Annotated in this window: 15 protein-coding genes and 3 pseudogenes; 8 read left to right on the top strand and 10 right to left on the bottom strand. The window is 38.1% G+C overall.

Annotation, left to right across the window (positions count from 1 at the left end):
- Positions 1-94 precede the first annotated feature (94 nt).
- From ectA to JCM21714_RS09435, 4 genes are all read left to right on the top strand, one after another.
- On the top strand, positions 95-610 hold the full coding sequence (gene ectA, locus JCM21714_RS09450; protein WP_052000501.1) for a diaminobutyrate acetyltransferase: 516 nt from the start codon (positions 95-97) through the stop codon (positions 608-610).
- Positions 611-691: 81 nt separating this feature from the next.
- Positions 692-1,960: a diaminobutyrate--2-oxoglutarate transaminase gene (ectB, locus tag JCM21714_RS09445; protein WP_035723745.1), complete on the top strand. Its 1,269-nt coding sequence runs from the start codon at positions 692-694 to the stop codon at positions 1,958-1,960.
- A gap of 51 nt (positions 1,961-2,011) precedes the next feature.
- Entirely contained in the window at positions 2,012-2,398 is a 387-nt protein-coding gene (locus JCM21714_RS09440; protein WP_035723743.1) for an ectoine synthase, read from the top strand.
- A gap of 140 nt (positions 2,399-2,538) precedes the next feature.
- On the top strand, positions 2,539-2,973 hold the full coding sequence (locus JCM21714_RS09435; RefSeq protein WP_035723740.1) for a YueI family protein: 435 nt from the start codon (positions 2,539-2,541) through the stop codon (positions 2,971-2,973).
- Positions 2,974-3,046: 73 nt separating this feature from the next.
- Here the strand turns inward: JCM21714_RS09435 and JCM21714_RS09430 are convergent, their stop codons facing one another.
- The 5 genes and pseudogenes from JCM21714_RS09430 to JCM21714_RS09415 form a co-directional block, all read right to left on the bottom strand.
- Positions 3,047-4,045 (bottom strand): aminotransferase-like domain-containing protein, encoded by a 999-nt coding sequence (locus JCM21714_RS09430; protein WP_369403531.1) that lies wholly within the window; start codon positions 4,043-4,045, stop codon positions 3,047-3,049.
- The gene (locus JCM21714_RS24005) at positions 4,020-4,235 is read right to left on the bottom strand and encodes a hypothetical protein (protein WP_369403530.1); all 216 of its coding nucleotides are present in this window, start codon (positions 4,233-4,235) and stop codon (positions 4,020-4,022) included. The genes JCM21714_RS09430 and JCM21714_RS24005 overlap by 26 nt, the downstream gene beginning before the upstream one ends.
- Before the next feature lie 69 nt (positions 4,236-4,304).
- A pseudogene (locus JCM21714_RS09425) lies at positions 4,305-5,098 on the bottom strand (ABC transporter ATP-binding protein).
- A 2-nt stretch (positions 5,099-5,100) separates the two neighbouring features.
- Positions 5,101-6,081, bottom strand: coding sequence for an ABC transporter permease (locus tag JCM21714_RS09420; protein WP_035723868.1), 981 nt, complete (start codon positions 6,079-6,081; stop codon positions 5,101-5,103).
- Between the two features lie 108 nt (positions 6,082-6,189).
- Entirely contained in the window at positions 6,190-7,260 is a 1,071-nt protein-coding gene (locus JCM21714_RS09415) for an ABC transporter substrate-binding protein (protein ID WP_035723737.1), read from the bottom strand.
- 191 nt (positions 7,261-7,451) lie between these two features.
- On the opposite strand from JCM21714_RS09415, the gene JCM21714_RS22985 reads away from it, so the two are divergent.
- A complete protein-coding gene (locus JCM21714_RS22985; protein WP_084040667.1) occupies positions 7,452-7,619 on the top strand; it encodes an FAD-dependent oxidoreductase in 168 nt (55 codons plus the stop codon).
- The gene (locus tag JCM21714_RS09410; protein ID WP_268748334.1) at positions 7,555-8,559 is read left to right on the top strand and encodes an NAD(P)/FAD-dependent oxidoreductase; all 1,005 of its coding nucleotides are present in this window, start codon (positions 7,555-7,557) and stop codon (positions 8,557-8,559) included. The genes JCM21714_RS22985 and JCM21714_RS09410 overlap by 65 nt, the downstream gene beginning before the upstream one ends.
- Positions 8,560-8,817: 258 nt before the next feature.
- On the opposite strand, the pseudogene ilvD reads toward JCM21714_RS09410, so the two are convergent.
- A pseudogene (ilvD, locus tag JCM21714_RS09405) lies at positions 8,818-10,516 on the bottom strand (dihydroxy-acid dehydratase).
- Positions 10,517-10,692: 176 nt separating this feature from the next.
- On the opposite strand from ilvD, the pseudogene JCM21714_RS09400 reads away from it, so the two are divergent.
- A pseudogene (locus JCM21714_RS09400) lies at positions 10,693-11,226 on the top strand (M15 family metallopeptidase).
- 9 nt (positions 11,227-11,235) lie between these two features.
- Here the strand turns inward: JCM21714_RS09400 and JCM21714_RS21360 are convergent.
- From JCM21714_RS21360 to JCM21714_RS24000, 4 genes are read right to left on the bottom strand one after another with little or no spacing between them, the layout of a single operon-like run.
- Complete coding sequence (locus JCM21714_RS21360) at positions 11,236-11,457, bottom strand: hypothetical protein (protein WP_235182744.1); 222 nt, start codon at positions 11,455-11,457, stop codon at positions 11,236-11,238.
- On the bottom strand, positions 11,418-12,242 hold the full coding sequence (locus JCM21714_RS09395) for an NAD(P)/FAD-dependent oxidoreductase (RefSeq protein WP_235182743.1): 825 nt from the start codon (positions 12,240-12,242) through the stop codon (positions 11,418-11,420). The genes JCM21714_RS21360 and JCM21714_RS09395 overlap by 40 nt, the downstream gene beginning before the upstream one ends.
- Before the next feature lie 2 nt (positions 12,243-12,244).
- Complete coding sequence (locus JCM21714_RS09390) at positions 12,245-12,973, bottom strand: alpha-hydroxy-acid oxidizing protein (RefSeq protein WP_369403529.1); 729 nt, start codon at positions 12,971-12,973, stop codon at positions 12,245-12,247.
- Positions 12,973-13,272 (bottom strand): alpha-hydroxy-acid oxidizing protein, encoded by a 300-nt coding sequence (locus JCM21714_RS24000; RefSeq protein WP_369403528.1) that lies wholly within the window; start codon positions 13,270-13,272, stop codon positions 12,973-12,975. Before JCM21714_RS24000 ends, JCM21714_RS09390 begins: the two co-directional genes overlap by 1 nt.
- Before the next feature lie 155 nt (positions 13,273-13,427).
- On the opposite strand from JCM21714_RS24000, the gene JCM21714_RS09385 reads away from it, so the two are divergent.
- On the top strand, positions 13,428-14,336 hold the full coding sequence (locus tag JCM21714_RS09385) for a MerR family transcriptional regulator (protein WP_035723734.1): 909 nt from the start codon (positions 13,428-13,430) through the stop codon (positions 14,334-14,336).
- The last annotated feature ends 164 nt before the right edge of the window (positions 14,337-14,500 follow it).

Below are 14,500 nucleotides of genomic sequence, written 5' to 3'. Positions count from 1 at the left end.
CTATAAGAGATTTGATAATCTTCCCATATCCCTATATCATATATAACGTACTATTTGCGTAAATAAATGTTGCCAAATAAGAAAGGAGCAAACAGTGATTAATTATAAAAATAATTCTACTCCGTCTAATGAGGTTGTATTTTCACAACCAACTAAACATGATGGGGCAGCCCTGTGGGAATTAGTTGCAAATTCAACATTAGATACAAACTCTTCTTATAAATACATTCTTATGAGTGAGTATTTTAGTGATACTTGTGTCGTTGCAAAACAAGGTAACCAAGTGGTTGGTTTTATTACCGCATTTATCCCTCCAAAAAAACAAGATGCAGTATTTGTTTGGCAAGTAGGTGTTGACGCTTCACAGCGAGGAAAAGGGATTGCATCCAACATGTTGCATCACTTATTGAACAGTGAAGGGTGTCAAAACGTGAAATTTGTCGAAGCAACTATTACACCCTCAAACAAAGCATCACAATCCTTATTCCAGAAATTAGCTCGAGATTTTCAAACAGATATTACTTCCAGCGAGTTTTTTACCAAAGATATTTTCCCAGGTGATGAACATGAAGAAGAGCTAAAGTTTATAGTTGGACCTATTAACAAGTGATTTAACCTAGTTTTATGAACTCTACTCTTGAATATCTTTAAAATCATTTTAATATATAAAAAAACAGGAGGAACAAATTAGATGAGCAAAAATCTTGATATTATTAATAACCACGAATCCGTAGTACGCAGTTATATTCGTAATTTCCCAACTGTTTTTACAAAAGCTAAAGATCATAAAATGTGGAACGAAGACGGCAAAGAATATTTAGATTTCTTTTCAGGTGCTGGTGCACTTAATTATGGCCACAACAATGATCACATGAAACAAAAATTAGTAGATTATATTATGAGTGATGGTATTACCCATTCACTAGATATGGCATCTACTGCCAAAGCAGAGTTTTTACAAAAATTTTATGACGTAATTCTTCACCCACGTAACCTTGACTATAAAGTAATGTTTCCAGGACCAACTGGTACAAACACAGTAGAAAGCGCCTTGAAATTAGCACGTAAAGTGACAGGTCGTACGGATATTATCAGCTTTACTGGGGGCTTCCATGGTATGACCATCGGCGCACTATCTGTAACAGGTAATTCAATGAAACGTCAGGGTGCTGGTATTCCGCTGCAAAACACAGTAACAATGGCATATGATAACTATGTGGATCATGATACACTTGTATATCTTGAAAGATTTCTAGAAGATAAGGGTAGTGGTGTAGCAATTCCGGCAGCCATGATCGTAGAAACAGTACAAGGTGAAGGTGGAATTAACGCAGCTCGATTTGAGTGGTTAAAACAAATTGAAGAAATCTGTCGTCGTTGGGGCATTCTTTTAATTGTTGATGAAGTGCAAGCAGGTATTGGCCGTACTGGAACTTTCTTCAGTTTTGAAGCAGCTGGAATTAAGCCGGATATTATCTGCCTTTCTAAATCATTAAGTGGTTATGGCTTGCCATTAGCAGTAACATTAATTAAACCTGAATTAGATATTTGGAAGCCTGGTGAGCACAATGGTACCTTCCGTGGTAATAACCATGCGTTTGTTACAGCAACAGCTGCACTAGATTTTTGGATGGATTCTTCATTTGAAGAAGAAATTCATGAAAAATCAGAAATTATCTACAGCTTCCTGGAGGATATAGTAGAAAAATATCCTGAAATCAACGGCGAAGTACGTGGCCGCGGATTTATGGTAGGTATTGCTTCCGAAGTAGAAGGTTTTTCATCAAAAGTAACTGCTCGTTGTTTTGAGTTAGGCTTAATTATGGAAACAGCTGGACCTAATGATGAAGTTTTCAAATTATTCCCGGCCTTAAATATTCCAAAAGAGGATCTGCAAAGAGGTCTTGAAATCATTGAAGAAAGTGTTAAAGGATTAGTGAAAGATCCTGTTACTAATTAATTTTAATCAGATTACAATATACAACAGAAAATACAGGAGGACATTTATCTTATGAAAGTAGTTAAACTAGAAGACGTACTAGGAACTGAATTCGATGTTGACGGAGGTAACTGGATAAGCCGCCGACTTATTATGAAAAAAGACGGTATGGGTTACTCCGTTAACGATACTATTATTAAAGCAGGAACTGAAACTCATATCTGGTATCAAAATCACCTTGAATCCGTTTATTGTATTGAAGGTGAAGGTGAAGTTGTTACACTAAGTGATAATAAAGTATGGCCTATAACTAAAGATACGTTATATGCATTAGATAAAAATGATGAACATCTGCTTCGTGCTAAAGAAGATATGAGAATGATTTGTGTATTTAACCCACCACTTTCAGGTAAGGAAGTACATGACGAAAACGGTGTTTATCCTGTAGATGAAGATTAAATATTAGCTAATAGAACATCCACAATTTCTATTGTTGACATAACTAAAATTCTTTTTCAAAAGCTCCCTTTTTCATTGGGGGGGAGTTTTTCTTTTTTGTATATACTATTAGTAAGAATATTTAAATTGAGGTGTTAGAAATGGCGAGTAAAGATGTAGACGATTATTTACAGGAAGGAATTTATGGGAAAAGAGAAATCAATCCCGACGAAAAGAGGAAATTTCTTGGCACCTATCGAGAAAGAGTTATCTTAGTTTTAAGTAAATCAGAGGTGCGCGGTGAGAAAGGGCTGCCAGAAATTGAAAAAGCTATCCTTGAATACCCACAAGCAACATTGCTTATGAATGGTAATATGAATTTCCGCTTTTTTAAACCCTTTCGTGACATAGCAAACAAACACGAGGTTAGTTATACATCTGTAACCAACCGTGAAGCTGAAAGTGATTACGGTATCGTATTAGCTTCCAAGGTAGCTGTAGATAAAGAAGAAATATTCTTACCCGAAGAGAAAGAGCCACATCCTGCTAAAAAGAATGAAAAAAAGCCATGGTGGAAGAAAATATTGGGCGTGTAATGTTAGTTTTATAAAATAACGGTGATGTAACTTATTAAAAGTAACATCACCGTTTACCATTATTTCTACATCGTTAGGCGTGTTGCTTTGTGGCTTCCAAAACCTTCACAAAACGTTTCATACCTTCTTCAATCAGGGAAGGCTCTGAATTAGTAAAGTTCAACCTTAGAGTAGTTTGATCTGGTTCAGATACATAGAAAGGTGCACCAGGAACAAATGCTACGCCTTCCTTCACAGCCTCATTCAATAGCTTCTTCGTATTAATATGATCAGGCAATTTCACCCAGAAAAACATACCACCCTTTGGCACAATATACTCTAGTCCATCAATCTCTACTGAATCGAGTAACCTTTTCATGACAAGCATACGCTCATAATAAGTTTTTCGAATGATTTGAATATGTTCATCGATATCAAAGTCATGTAACAAATGGATTAAAGCGTGCTGACTAATAGAATTGGTGTGCAGATCTGTTGCTTGCTTTGCCTGCGCCATGATTCGAATTATTTGATGTGGTCCGACAATCCAGCCAATTCGCATCGCTGGAACCACTGTTTTTGAGAAGGTACTTGTATATAGAACCAGATCATTATTATCCAGGGATGCAATAGAGGGTGGTGCCGCTTTTTCATCAAATTGTAATTCTCCGTATGGATCATCCTCAAAAATAACTACGTGATATTTATTTGCTAATTCCAACAGTTTCTTGCGTCGTTCTAAAGACCATACCTTTCCTGTTGGATTGGAGTAAGTCGGCACAACGTAAATACACTTTGGCTTTAGTCGTTCTATTTTCTCTTCTAAATCAGTCAATATCATGCCATCATCATCCGATTCAACAGCAACTACGTTCGTTTCATATGATTCAAAAACCTGCAAGGCTGCCAAATATGTCGGGTTTTCCGTTAAAATTACATCACCTTTATTAAACATGACTCGCGAGAAAATATCTATCGCTTGTTGACTTCCGGAAGTAACCAATATATTTTCTGCCAATCTATTTAATCCCTTTTGTTTCATTCGTTCCGCTAATAAGGATCGTAACTCAGCTACCCCCTTCTGTTTCGCCATATTGAAGTGTCTTATTATTTGTGGTGATCGCTTTATGAAAGGCCTTATCAACTGCTTCGACAGGAAACAAACTCTCTTCAGGTAACCCTCCTGCAAAAGAAATGATATTCCCTTGATTAATAATTTTTAAAATATCCCGAACAGCTGATGATTTCATATATTTTACACGTTCTGCAAAACCGTATTTCATTTCCTATCCCTTCTTTCCTGTTGTTAGAAAAGACAGCTGCATTATTCTCAATAAGCAACTGTCTTATCTTTATCCAAGTATTGCCCGATCATTTTCCATTTGAGTTCCCCGGATCCGCTGAAACTCGTGTAATAGCTTTTCAATCGTTAAGCCCTGTTTCTCTTCCCCAGATACTTCGAATATAATCTGACCCTTATCCATCATAATCAGACGATTTCCTAAGTCTAATGCTTGTTGCATATTGTGAGTTACCATTAGAGTCGTCAATTCAAATTGTTCGACAACTTCTCCAGTTAAATTAGTAATGAGTTCAGCCCGCGATGGATCTAATGCTGCCGTATGTTCATCCAACAATAAGATATTCGGTTCAGTAAAAGTTGCCATTAATAAGGACAGAGCTTGACGTTCTCCACCAGATAATAAGCCAACTTTTGCATTTAAACGATCTTCTAAACCTATGTTAAGTGTTGCTAAATGCTCTTTAAACATTTTTTTTCTCTTTTTACTAACCCCAATTTTAAGCGTGCGCTGTTTATTTCGGCATATGCCATCGCTAAATTTTCTTCTATGGTCATGGTTGGAGCTGTGCCTGCCATGGGATCCTGAAAAACACGTCCGATATATTGAGAACGTTTATATTCAGGCAGCATGGTAACATTTTGGTCATTAATCTCTACTGTCCCAACATCGGGCTTTATCGAACCAGAAATCATATTCATTAAAGTTGATTTACCAGCACCATTACTACCGATTACTGTAACAAAATCACCCTTTTTCATATCAAGGCTAACATTCTGCAATGCTCTTTTCTCGTCCAATGTCCCTTCATTAAATGTGATCGAGATACTTTTCATATTAAGCATTGTTAACCCCCCTCTGCTTTAGCAAGCATTGCTCGTTTTTTTCGTTTACTGCTTGCCTCTTTTTGCGTGGCGATAATTTTTGGTGTGACGAGAGCAAGAATTACAATTACAGCTGTAATTAATTTCGCATCACCCGTTTCTAAATATTTAAATTTCAACGCAAACGTCAAAACAATCCGATACACAATCGCGCCACCAATGACAGCCAGTGTTGTCCGGGCAATCGTTTTGGTGCCGAATAATGCTTCTCCGATAATAACAGATGCTAAACCAATTACAATCATCCCTATACCCATGTTGACATCGATAAATCCACCGTGTTGTGCAATTAATGCACCTGATAATGCTACGAGAGCATTAGATATGCCTAAACCAACTATCGTCAAAATAGCCGTATTTGCAGAGAAGCTACGGATCATTTTCTCATTATCACCAGTAGCCCGTAAGGCTAATCCAACTTCTGTTTTCAGAAAATAATCGGTAATGAATTTTACCACTAACGTAATAACGATCATTATGATAAGGACCGCCCATGTTCCAGGCATCCGTTCAATTCCTAAAGTAGCTATTATCCCATTTAAAAAATTATTGATTCCCAATGTTGCCCAAAATCCTTCAATTTGATTAAACATCGTCGGTTCATTAAGTAATGCAATATTTGGCTTATCCATAATGCGAAGATTGATTGAATAAAGGGCAATCATCATTAGAATACCTGATAATAGTGGATTAATCTTTCCTTTCGTATTCAAAATTCCAGTAATCACACCAGCGGCAAAACCAGCTAAAACAGCATAAAATGTTGCTAATACTGGTGGTACTCCATTCACAATAGAGATAGCTGCAACTGCTCCACCAGTAACAAAGCTACCATCCACCGTTAAATCAGGGAAATCTAAAATACGAAATGAAAGATAAACGCCTAACGCCATTAATGCATAAATGATGCCTGATTCCACTGCTCCAAATAAAGAGATAAAAATACTATCTAAACCCATGATAAACTTCCTTTCCTTCTGCACATCAATTCTGAGAAAACCCCCCCGACACCCACCATAATGATAAATGTCGAGGCTTTCCTGAACTATTTATTACTCTTGAGCTGGTTCTAATAATTCTGCATCTTTATCCCAGTCTTCATGCCATTCGACACCCTGTGCCTCTGCAGCTTCCTTATTGATAAATAACTGCATGTTTGGTGGCACTTCTACTGGAATATCTGCTGTTGTTTTTTCTCCTGTTAAAACTTCAACAGCCATTTCACCAGTACGGTAACCGATGGTATGATAATCGATTCCAAATGTAGCAAAACCGCCACGTGCTACTGAATCTGGTTCACCAACAATCATTGGAATATCCTGTTCTTCTGCTATAGCTATTACAGCTTCAAGTGCAGAAACGACTGTATTATCTGTAATGATATAAAATACATCTGCTTCTCCCACTAACGAATTAGTTGCAGATTGTACTTCAGAGGAATTTCCTACTGTTGCCTCAACCGTTGAAAGGCTAGTTCCTTCCACCGCTGCATTTACTGCTTCAATTTGTGCGACTGAGTTTGCTTCACCAGCACTGTAAACCAGCCCGATTGTCGATCCTTCAAAATAAGTATCAATAAATTTAATTGTATTTGCTATAGAATCAGGATGCATATCTAACACACCAGTAATATTGTCTCCTGGTTGATCCATTGCTTCCACCAGTCCAGCTTCGACTGCATCTGTTACAGAAGTGAAAAGGATAGGAATATCACTTGTTGCATTTAAGGCACTTTGTGCACTTGGAGTAGAGTTAGCAAAAATTAAATCAACTCCATCCGCTACAAAGTTATTAGCAATTGTACTTGCATTATTTGGATCATTTTGAGCGGATTGAAAATCATACTCTGCTTCTAGACCCGCATCTGCTATAGCTTGTTTAAAACCCTCAAATGCTGCATCTAGAGATGGATGCTCCACTATTTGAGTCGCACCAATCTGATATACTTCATCTTCCGTTGATGCTTCTTCTTGTTCACTTTCAGTTTCTTCGGCTGTTTCTTCTGTACCCGCGTCACTTGATGAACCATTTGTACCTTCACTTTCCTCACTTGTTCCACATGCTGCTAAAACAAGCATACTGAAGAAGGCCATCACAAATAAGAAAAATATATTTTTCTTCATTCCCCCCCTATTCCCCCCCATTATCTATGTTTTTAAAATTTTCAAACTTTTATGAATAATTATAGCACATCTTGCTTCATTTAGGTATCGATTCTACATAAAATAATACTTTGAAATAATTGGGATTGCTTGCTATTCTCTGACGTCTATTGCAAACTACCATTAGATTATGTGTGAAAAGAGTGAGCTATATGAGTAAAATTATTATCGTTGGTGCAGGGATAGTTGGGGGGGTCTCTGTTGCCTATCAACTATCTAAGTCAAACCATGAAGTATTATTAATTGATGGCAATTTTGACGGCAGAGCAACAAGTGCAGCTGCTGGAATCATCTGCGTGGGTTTCTCAACGTCGAAATAAGGCATGGTATTCCCTGGCGTCAAAAAGCGCAAAGTATTACCCCCCCCAATTAATTCAGGAATTAGAGCAACTTGGCATTAAAGACACAGGTTATAAGCAAGTAGGAACCCTTATTGTAAAAGATGATGAAAAACGATTAAATAACATATTAGAAATAGTCAGAAAAAGAAAAAAAACTGCGCCAGAAATTGGAGACATTCATTGGTTAAACACCACGGAAACACAAGAGAAATTCCCCTTGGTAGCAGATGGCTATTTTTCCTTATATGTGAGCGGTGGAGCGAGAGTACACGGAGAAAAGCTCCGACAAGCCTTATTAACGGCTTGCGGAAAAAATGGAGTAACTTTTCTCACCGGCGAAGCATGTTTTATCGACGATATTATTTCTGTGAATGGAGAGCAAATTCAGGCAGATAAGATCGTACTAACAGCAGGTGCCTGGTTTACAGACCTGGTAAAACCGTTAGGAATTCAAGGGCAGGTAAAACCTCAAAAAGCACAGATTGCCACATTAAAAATCGATGATGAGACTGGAGAATGGCCAGTAATCATGCCACCTGGTTCTCATTACATGGTACCTTTTGAAGAAGGGGGGGTCCTCTCTGTGGGCACCACCCATGAAGATGATGCGGGATTTAATACAGATGTAACACCTGGGGGAATTCATCAAATATTTACGGACACCTTTACCATTGCTCCTTCCCTTGCTCAAAGCAAGCTGTTAAAGGTAGAAGTTGGTTTTCGTCCTGTAGCACCTAACTTTTTGCCGGTATTCGGTGAACTGCCGCACCATCCAGGAATATATACAGCAAATGGACTAGGCTCCTCCGGTCTAACCACTGGTCCTTTTATCGGGAAGGAATTAGCAAAACATATATTAGGAGAACCGCTTGATGTTAATCTTGAGGATTTCCCTGTTTCAAGTATTATTCAATACTAAAAGAATCGTGATGAATTTTTTTCGTTCATAGCTGATATACTTACTTTATTCATGGGAAATGTTGTGCTGTTGGCGGGAATTATTGATTGCTTCACGGGAATTATCCATTTTTCCAGTTAAGAGAGTAACTTTTCCCGTGAAGTGGAAGGGATTTCCCGTCAAGCAATGCTGAATTCTCGTGAAGAAAAGGATTTGGTAACAAACAGTGATTTTACATAAAAAGAGATGCCCCCTTTTAGAAAGGACATCTCTTTTATTTTATTGATCATTGCGATTAATATAATCTGTTACAGCGCCTTGTGAAGCACATGATACATTATGTGCGTATTTCCCTAAAATACCTCGTTTATAAAGTTCTGGAGCCTGCCATTTGGCACGACGTTTTGCTAATTCTTCCTCAGAAACATCCATGGAAAGTTCTTTTTGCTCCGAATCAATTGTAACCATATCGCCTTCTTCTAGAAAAGCAATCGGACCTCCGGATTGTGCTTCTGGTGAAATATGACCTACTACAAGACCATGGGTTCCACCTGAGAAACGACCATCCGTTAATAATGCAACAGATTGACCAAGACCTTTACCAACCAGGATAGCTGAAATGGAAAGCATTTCTGGCATTCCCGGTCCACCCTTAGGTCCTACATAACGAATAACAAGCACATCACCTTCATTGATTTCATTATTCATTACGGCATTGGTTGCTTCATCCTCGTTATTGAAAACTCGAACTGGTCCAGTGTGACGTTTTACTTTCACTCCTGATACCTTCGCAACCGCACCTGTTGGAGAAAGGTTACCTTTCAATATGATCAATGGACCGTCTGCACGGTATGGGTTACTTAATGGATGAATGATATCTTGATCATCAGAAAGAACCGGTGCATCTGCATAATTTTCAGCAAGTGTTTTACCAGTTACGGTCAGACAATCACTATGTAAGAATCCATTATCTAATAAGAGACGCATAACGGCTGGAACCCCCACCAATTTTATGCAGGTCTTCCATTACATATTTACCACTTGGTTTTAAGTCTGCTAAGTGTGGCACTTTTGCCTGGATACGATTAAAGTCATCCACTGTTAAATCCACTTCAGCTGCATTAGCAATTGCTAATAAGTGCAATACCGCATTGGTAGAACCACCTAATGCCATAATAACTGTAATTGCATTTTCAAATGCTTTTTTTGTTAATATATCTTTTGGATAGATATCTTCTTCTAATAAATGATAAACTGCTTCGCCTGCTTTCTTGCAATCTTCCCATTTTTCAGGTGATTCAGCTGGATTAGAAGAACTCCCGGGTAAACTCATACCAAGTGCTTCAACAGCTGTTGCCATTGTATTTGCAGTGTACATACCACCACATGAACCAGCACCTGGACATGCATTACATTCAATACCTCTTAATTCTTCATCGTCAATATCTCCGTTGTTATGTTTGCCAACACCTTCAAAAACAGATACGATATCTAGTTTTTGACCATTTCGGTAACCCGGCGCAATGGTACCACCATATACAAATACTGCTGGTACATCTGAGCGTGCAATCGAGATTAAACAACCTGGAATATTTTTATCACAACCACCAATCGCAACATAGGCATCTAAATTCTCTGCACCTATTACTGTTTCAATAGAATCCGCAATCACATCACGACTTGGAAGTGAATAGCGCATACCTGCAGTTCCCATTGAAATACCATCAGAAACAGTAATCGTATTAAAGATCATTGGCACACCGCCAGCTTCACGTGCCCCCCCTTGTTTTGCTTGAAGCGCTAAATCATCTAAGTGAATATTACATGGTGTAACTTCACTCCATGTGCTTGCGATTCCAATCATCGGTTTTTTGAAATCTTCATCTGTTACCCCCCCTACTGCACGCAACATCGCACGGTTTGGAGCACGTTTTGCATCGTCAAACACATTACTTTTGATACGTAAGTCTTTCCCCATTCCATTTTGCCTCCCAACTATATTTTCCAGCATGACAGCTAGAATTCCTTATATTTATAATTTTCTAAAAATTTGTGATCGAGAAATGCCTCATGTTACTTCTCAATAATGATATAGTATCATATATTTAGCAAATACGGAATGATTCGCATTACAAAATAAAGGGGGGGAAAAGCATGAAATTACGCGCAATTATAATAATTTTGTTACTAGTCTTAGTTAGCTATCTATTTTTTCAATATCAAAAATACAGTAATTGACCAAATCCAACATCCCTGCATCCACTTGTCGAAGATGCTCGTGAACTATTAATTCATCAGGCTAATCAACAAGGAATATCCATTATTATTACAGATGGCTTTCGATCTGTCGATGAACAAAACGCTATCTACAAAAAAGGGCGTGAAACAGACGGAAACATTGTAACCTATGCCAAAGGAGGAGAATCCTATCATAATTATGGCCTTGCAATTGACTTTGCCTTACAGCCTAGTCAAAATAATGTGATATGGGATTTAGAATACGATGGGAATCAAAATGGACAAAGTGATTGGATGGAAGTTGTCGAAATTGCCAAATTACTTGGATTTTCCTGGGGGGGTGGAGACTTTACTCGCTTTAGCGATTATCCCCATTTACAAATGGATTTCGGTTTAAGTATTACCGAATTAAAGTGGGGGGGCAAACGACCAGAAGATGTGACCGATTGATCCTAAAAATTAACGGTAAAGGACTGTACTATATAATTGTTCTGTTACTTTAGGATCAATAAATTTATGAGCTTTGTTGACTGCTGTAATCGCTTCGGTATAACCAGATGCAATTAGGTTGGTTTTCCCTTCATATTGAACGATATCACCGGCAGCAAATATACCTGGCACATTTGTTGCCATGTTACCTTCTACACAATCCTGCCAATCGAAGTCTCTATCCCCCCCCACTGATTTAATGGAGTGGCCTGAAGTTCCAAACCGTGAAAGGTAAGCATCTCTTCTGCTTTCAATCGAAGATTTATTTTATTCTCTGTCGTAATGTTAACAGCCTTTAATTGTTGATCGTCTACATCGAGATCAGTTAATTCGCTGTTGAAATAAACCTGGACATTACTTTCTAGTAATTGCTCTAAATCCGCTTCTTTCACATGGTGAAACTGATTAGAAGAGTTAATAACTATGACGGAAGTTGCTTTATCTTTCAAATATAACGCCCATCCAACACCTGTTTTATTATCGGAAACAATAATTACATTTTTATCCTCATATTTGTCTCGGTCCATAAGATTAGTAGCTACTTGTTTCCTGAATTCTGGAAACGGCAATGACTGCCATTCGTTTGTTCTCTTCGTATGAAAGGTGCCTGATCCTGTTGCAAGCAAGATTGTTTTCGTAAAGTGCTTCGCCCCATTAGCTGCGATTAAAATAAAAAGATCTCCCGATTGTTCGATCGATTCGATCCATTCATTATTTATCATCACTGGTTGATGACGGTTTGCTTGTTCAATCATTTGTTTCACTAAAGTCTCACCAAAAACAGCAGGGAATCCACCAATATCATAGATTAATTTCTCTGGGAAAAACTGCATTACTTTTCCGCCAAATTGAGCTTGGGATTCGATAACTTTTACTTTCATTTTACGCATGGTGCCATAATAAGCAGCAAATAAACCTGTTGTTCCGCCACCTATAATCGTTAGATCAAATATTTCCTGTTCCGCCAATTCAAACACCTCTAGCTTTCAATCAGTCTATCTGTTGTTCGCAAGGCATGAAGATTTTGGGCTCCAATACCGAACATCACCATTCGCAATTCTAACTCACGAACCTGCATCCATTCTATCACATTTTCCTCTGACTGAATGGCTTCTTTTAGAATAGAACGCGCAAAACCTGCATAATCAGCACCAAGCGCTAGCGCCTTAGCTGCATGTAAACCATTACGAATGCCACCACTTGCAATCACTGTCTGGTTTGGAATTGTTGTGGATAGCTCCGTTAAACAAACTGCCGTGGGATTGCCCCAGGTAGCCATTGCCTCTGCCGCTTGTTTTTTTATCTTTTCCTTCGAACGCAGTTTTTCCACCTGGCTCCATGACGTCCCACCAGCACCTGCCACATCAATAAAAGAAGAGCCAATATCTGTCAATGATTTAGCCGTCTGTCCATCAATACCAAAGCCCACTTCTTTCACTCCAACCGGAATCGACAATTCACGAATTAAGCGTTCGATTTTCGACAATAAATCACTAAAATTCGTGTCTCCCCCAGATTGAATAACTTCTTGAATCGTATTCAAATGTAAAACAAGCGCATTGGCATCTGTCCATTCCATTATCTGCTTCACCTGATCTAACGTTACACCATAATTAAGTTGTACAGCACCCAGGTTAGCAATAATAGGTATGTGTGGTGCATAGGGTCTCACTTGAAATGATTTTCGGTACTTTTCGCTTTCCAGCATCACTCGGTAGATCCCAAGGCAAAAATCCAACCTTGTTGCTCTGCGGCAATCGCTAAATTGCGATTAATCGTTTCTGCCATCTCCGCTCCACCTGTCATCGAGCTTATTAAAAAAGGAGCCGATAAAGTCTGTCCAAAAAAGGTAGCAGTGAGATCAATATCATTAAAATCTATTTCCGGAAGTGCATTATGTCTAAAATGATAGCTATCAAACCCATTGGTAATATTCTCACCCAATGCTCCTTCTGTCAGACTAAGTTCTATATGTTCACTTTTACGTTGATGAATCGAGTCTGTCATCTTTGTACACCTCTTTATAGTGATTTATCGATGCTTTTATTATAAATTGTTTGTATAACTATTGCATATGTTTTTGTTTTGATTTACAAATAATATCTTTTTATTGAAATGTTTGTGTGTGATAAACTAGGAAGGCAATCAAGGAGGATACGTGCATGTACGGTATTAAAAAGGTAGCTGAACTGACTGGCATAGGCCCAATTACATTACGCGCATGGGAAAATCGCTATGAGGTGATTAAACCAGAGCGGACAGAGGGTGGTACCAGAATTTATACAGAAGAAAATATTGAAGATTTATTATGGGTCATTAAAGAAAGAGAAGCAAAAAAAATCTCAGTCAAAGAAGCCATGCGACTTTTAAAAGAAAAGAAGCAAAATCTTTTTCCTGATATCGATGCTCTGGATCACGAGCAGTTCCATGAAGATGTAACAATAATTTTTAATGCCTTAAAAGAATATAATACAGACCGTGCTACCACACATATTGATCAACTGTTGCGAAACTTTGACTATGAATTAATATTTCATTATATTTTTGTTCCGATCCTTCATAATGTTGGAAATTATTGGAAACAAGGTACACTGCACGTTGCTCAGGAACACTTTATCAGTCACTATTTGTTACGTATCATAAATGAGTATTTTCATAAAATAAAGCTTGAGAGTCAGACCGCGTCTAAAGTCGTGGCATTATGTCCGCCTGAGGAATTACACAATATAGGATTATTATTATTTTCGTTATTTCTTAAACGTCGCGGATTAAACGTGTTGTTCGTTGGAGAAAATACCCCGAATGACAGTCTGATTCAAATCATAAATGAAAATGAAGCAAAATTAGTCTGTTTATCTATTACAATGACCAAACACGCTGTTCATCTTGAGAATGTGATACATGATATACAGAGGCAATGCCCTCATTCTCCTCACTTTGTTATTGGCGGTAATGCAATAAAGTCGTTACCCTCATCGATTGAGCAGTATAAAATGATAGGTGGACTTAAGGAATGGGCCACATGGTTTAACCATATCACAGAAAAATTAGAGGAGTCGAAAAAGGAATGAAACAGAAACTAATCGATAGACTAACTAACTATGTAACAATTAATACACAATCAGATGAAAATAATCCTGATTGTCCTTCCACACAAGGTCAATGGGAGCTGGTAAATGCTTTGGCAGCTGAACTTAAAGAGATTGGTTTAGCGGATGTCGCCATTGATGATCAT

The sequence above is a fragment of the Gracilibacillus boraciitolerans JCM 21714 genome (assembly GCF_000521485.1).
GTDB classification, from domain to species: Bacteria; Bacillota; Bacilli; order Bacillales; family Amphibacillaceae; genus Gracilibacillus; species Gracilibacillus boraciitolerans.
This window is presented reverse-complemented; position numbering and strand designations above follow the sequence as displayed.

Coding starts and splice junctions, on each gene's coding strand:
- JCM21714_RS09385 (WP_035723734.1), top strand. CDS start 13,428: ATGTACGGTATTAAAAAGGTAGCTGAACTGACTGGCATAGGCCCAATT.
- JCM21714_RS22985 (WP_084040667.1), top strand. CDS start 7,452: ATGAGTAAAATTATTATCGTTGGTGCAGGGATAGTTGGGGGGGTCTCT.
- JCM21714_RS24000 (WP_369403528.1), bottom strand. CDS start 13,272: ATGACAGACTCGATTCATCAACGTAAAAGTGAACATATAGAACTTAGT.
- JCM21714_RS09430 (WP_369403531.1), bottom strand. CDS start 4,045: ATGGCGAAACAGAAGGGGGTAGCTGAGTTACGATCCTTATTAGCGGAA.
- JCM21714_RS09415 (WP_035723737.1), bottom strand. CDS start 7,260: ATGAAGAAAAATATATTTTTCTTATTTGTGATGGCCTTCTTCAGTATG.
- JCM21714_RS09390 (WP_369403529.1), bottom strand. CDS start 12,973: ATGCTGGAAAGCGAAAAGTACCGAAAATCATTTCAAGTGAGACCCTAT.
- JCM21714_RS24005 (WP_369403530.1), bottom strand. CDS start 4,235: ATGAAATACGGTTTTGCAGAACGTGTAAAATATATGAAATCATCAGCT.
- JCM21714_RS09435 (WP_035723740.1), top strand. CDS start 2,539: ATGGCGAGTAAAGATGTAGACGATTATTTACAGGAAGGAATTTATGGG.
- JCM21714_RS09440 (WP_035723743.1), top strand. CDS start 2,012: ATGAAAGTAGTTAAACTAGAAGACGTACTAGGAACTGAATTCGATGTT.
- ectB (WP_035723745.1), top strand. CDS start 692: ATGAGCAAAAATCTTGATATTATTAATAACCACGAATCCGTAGTACGC.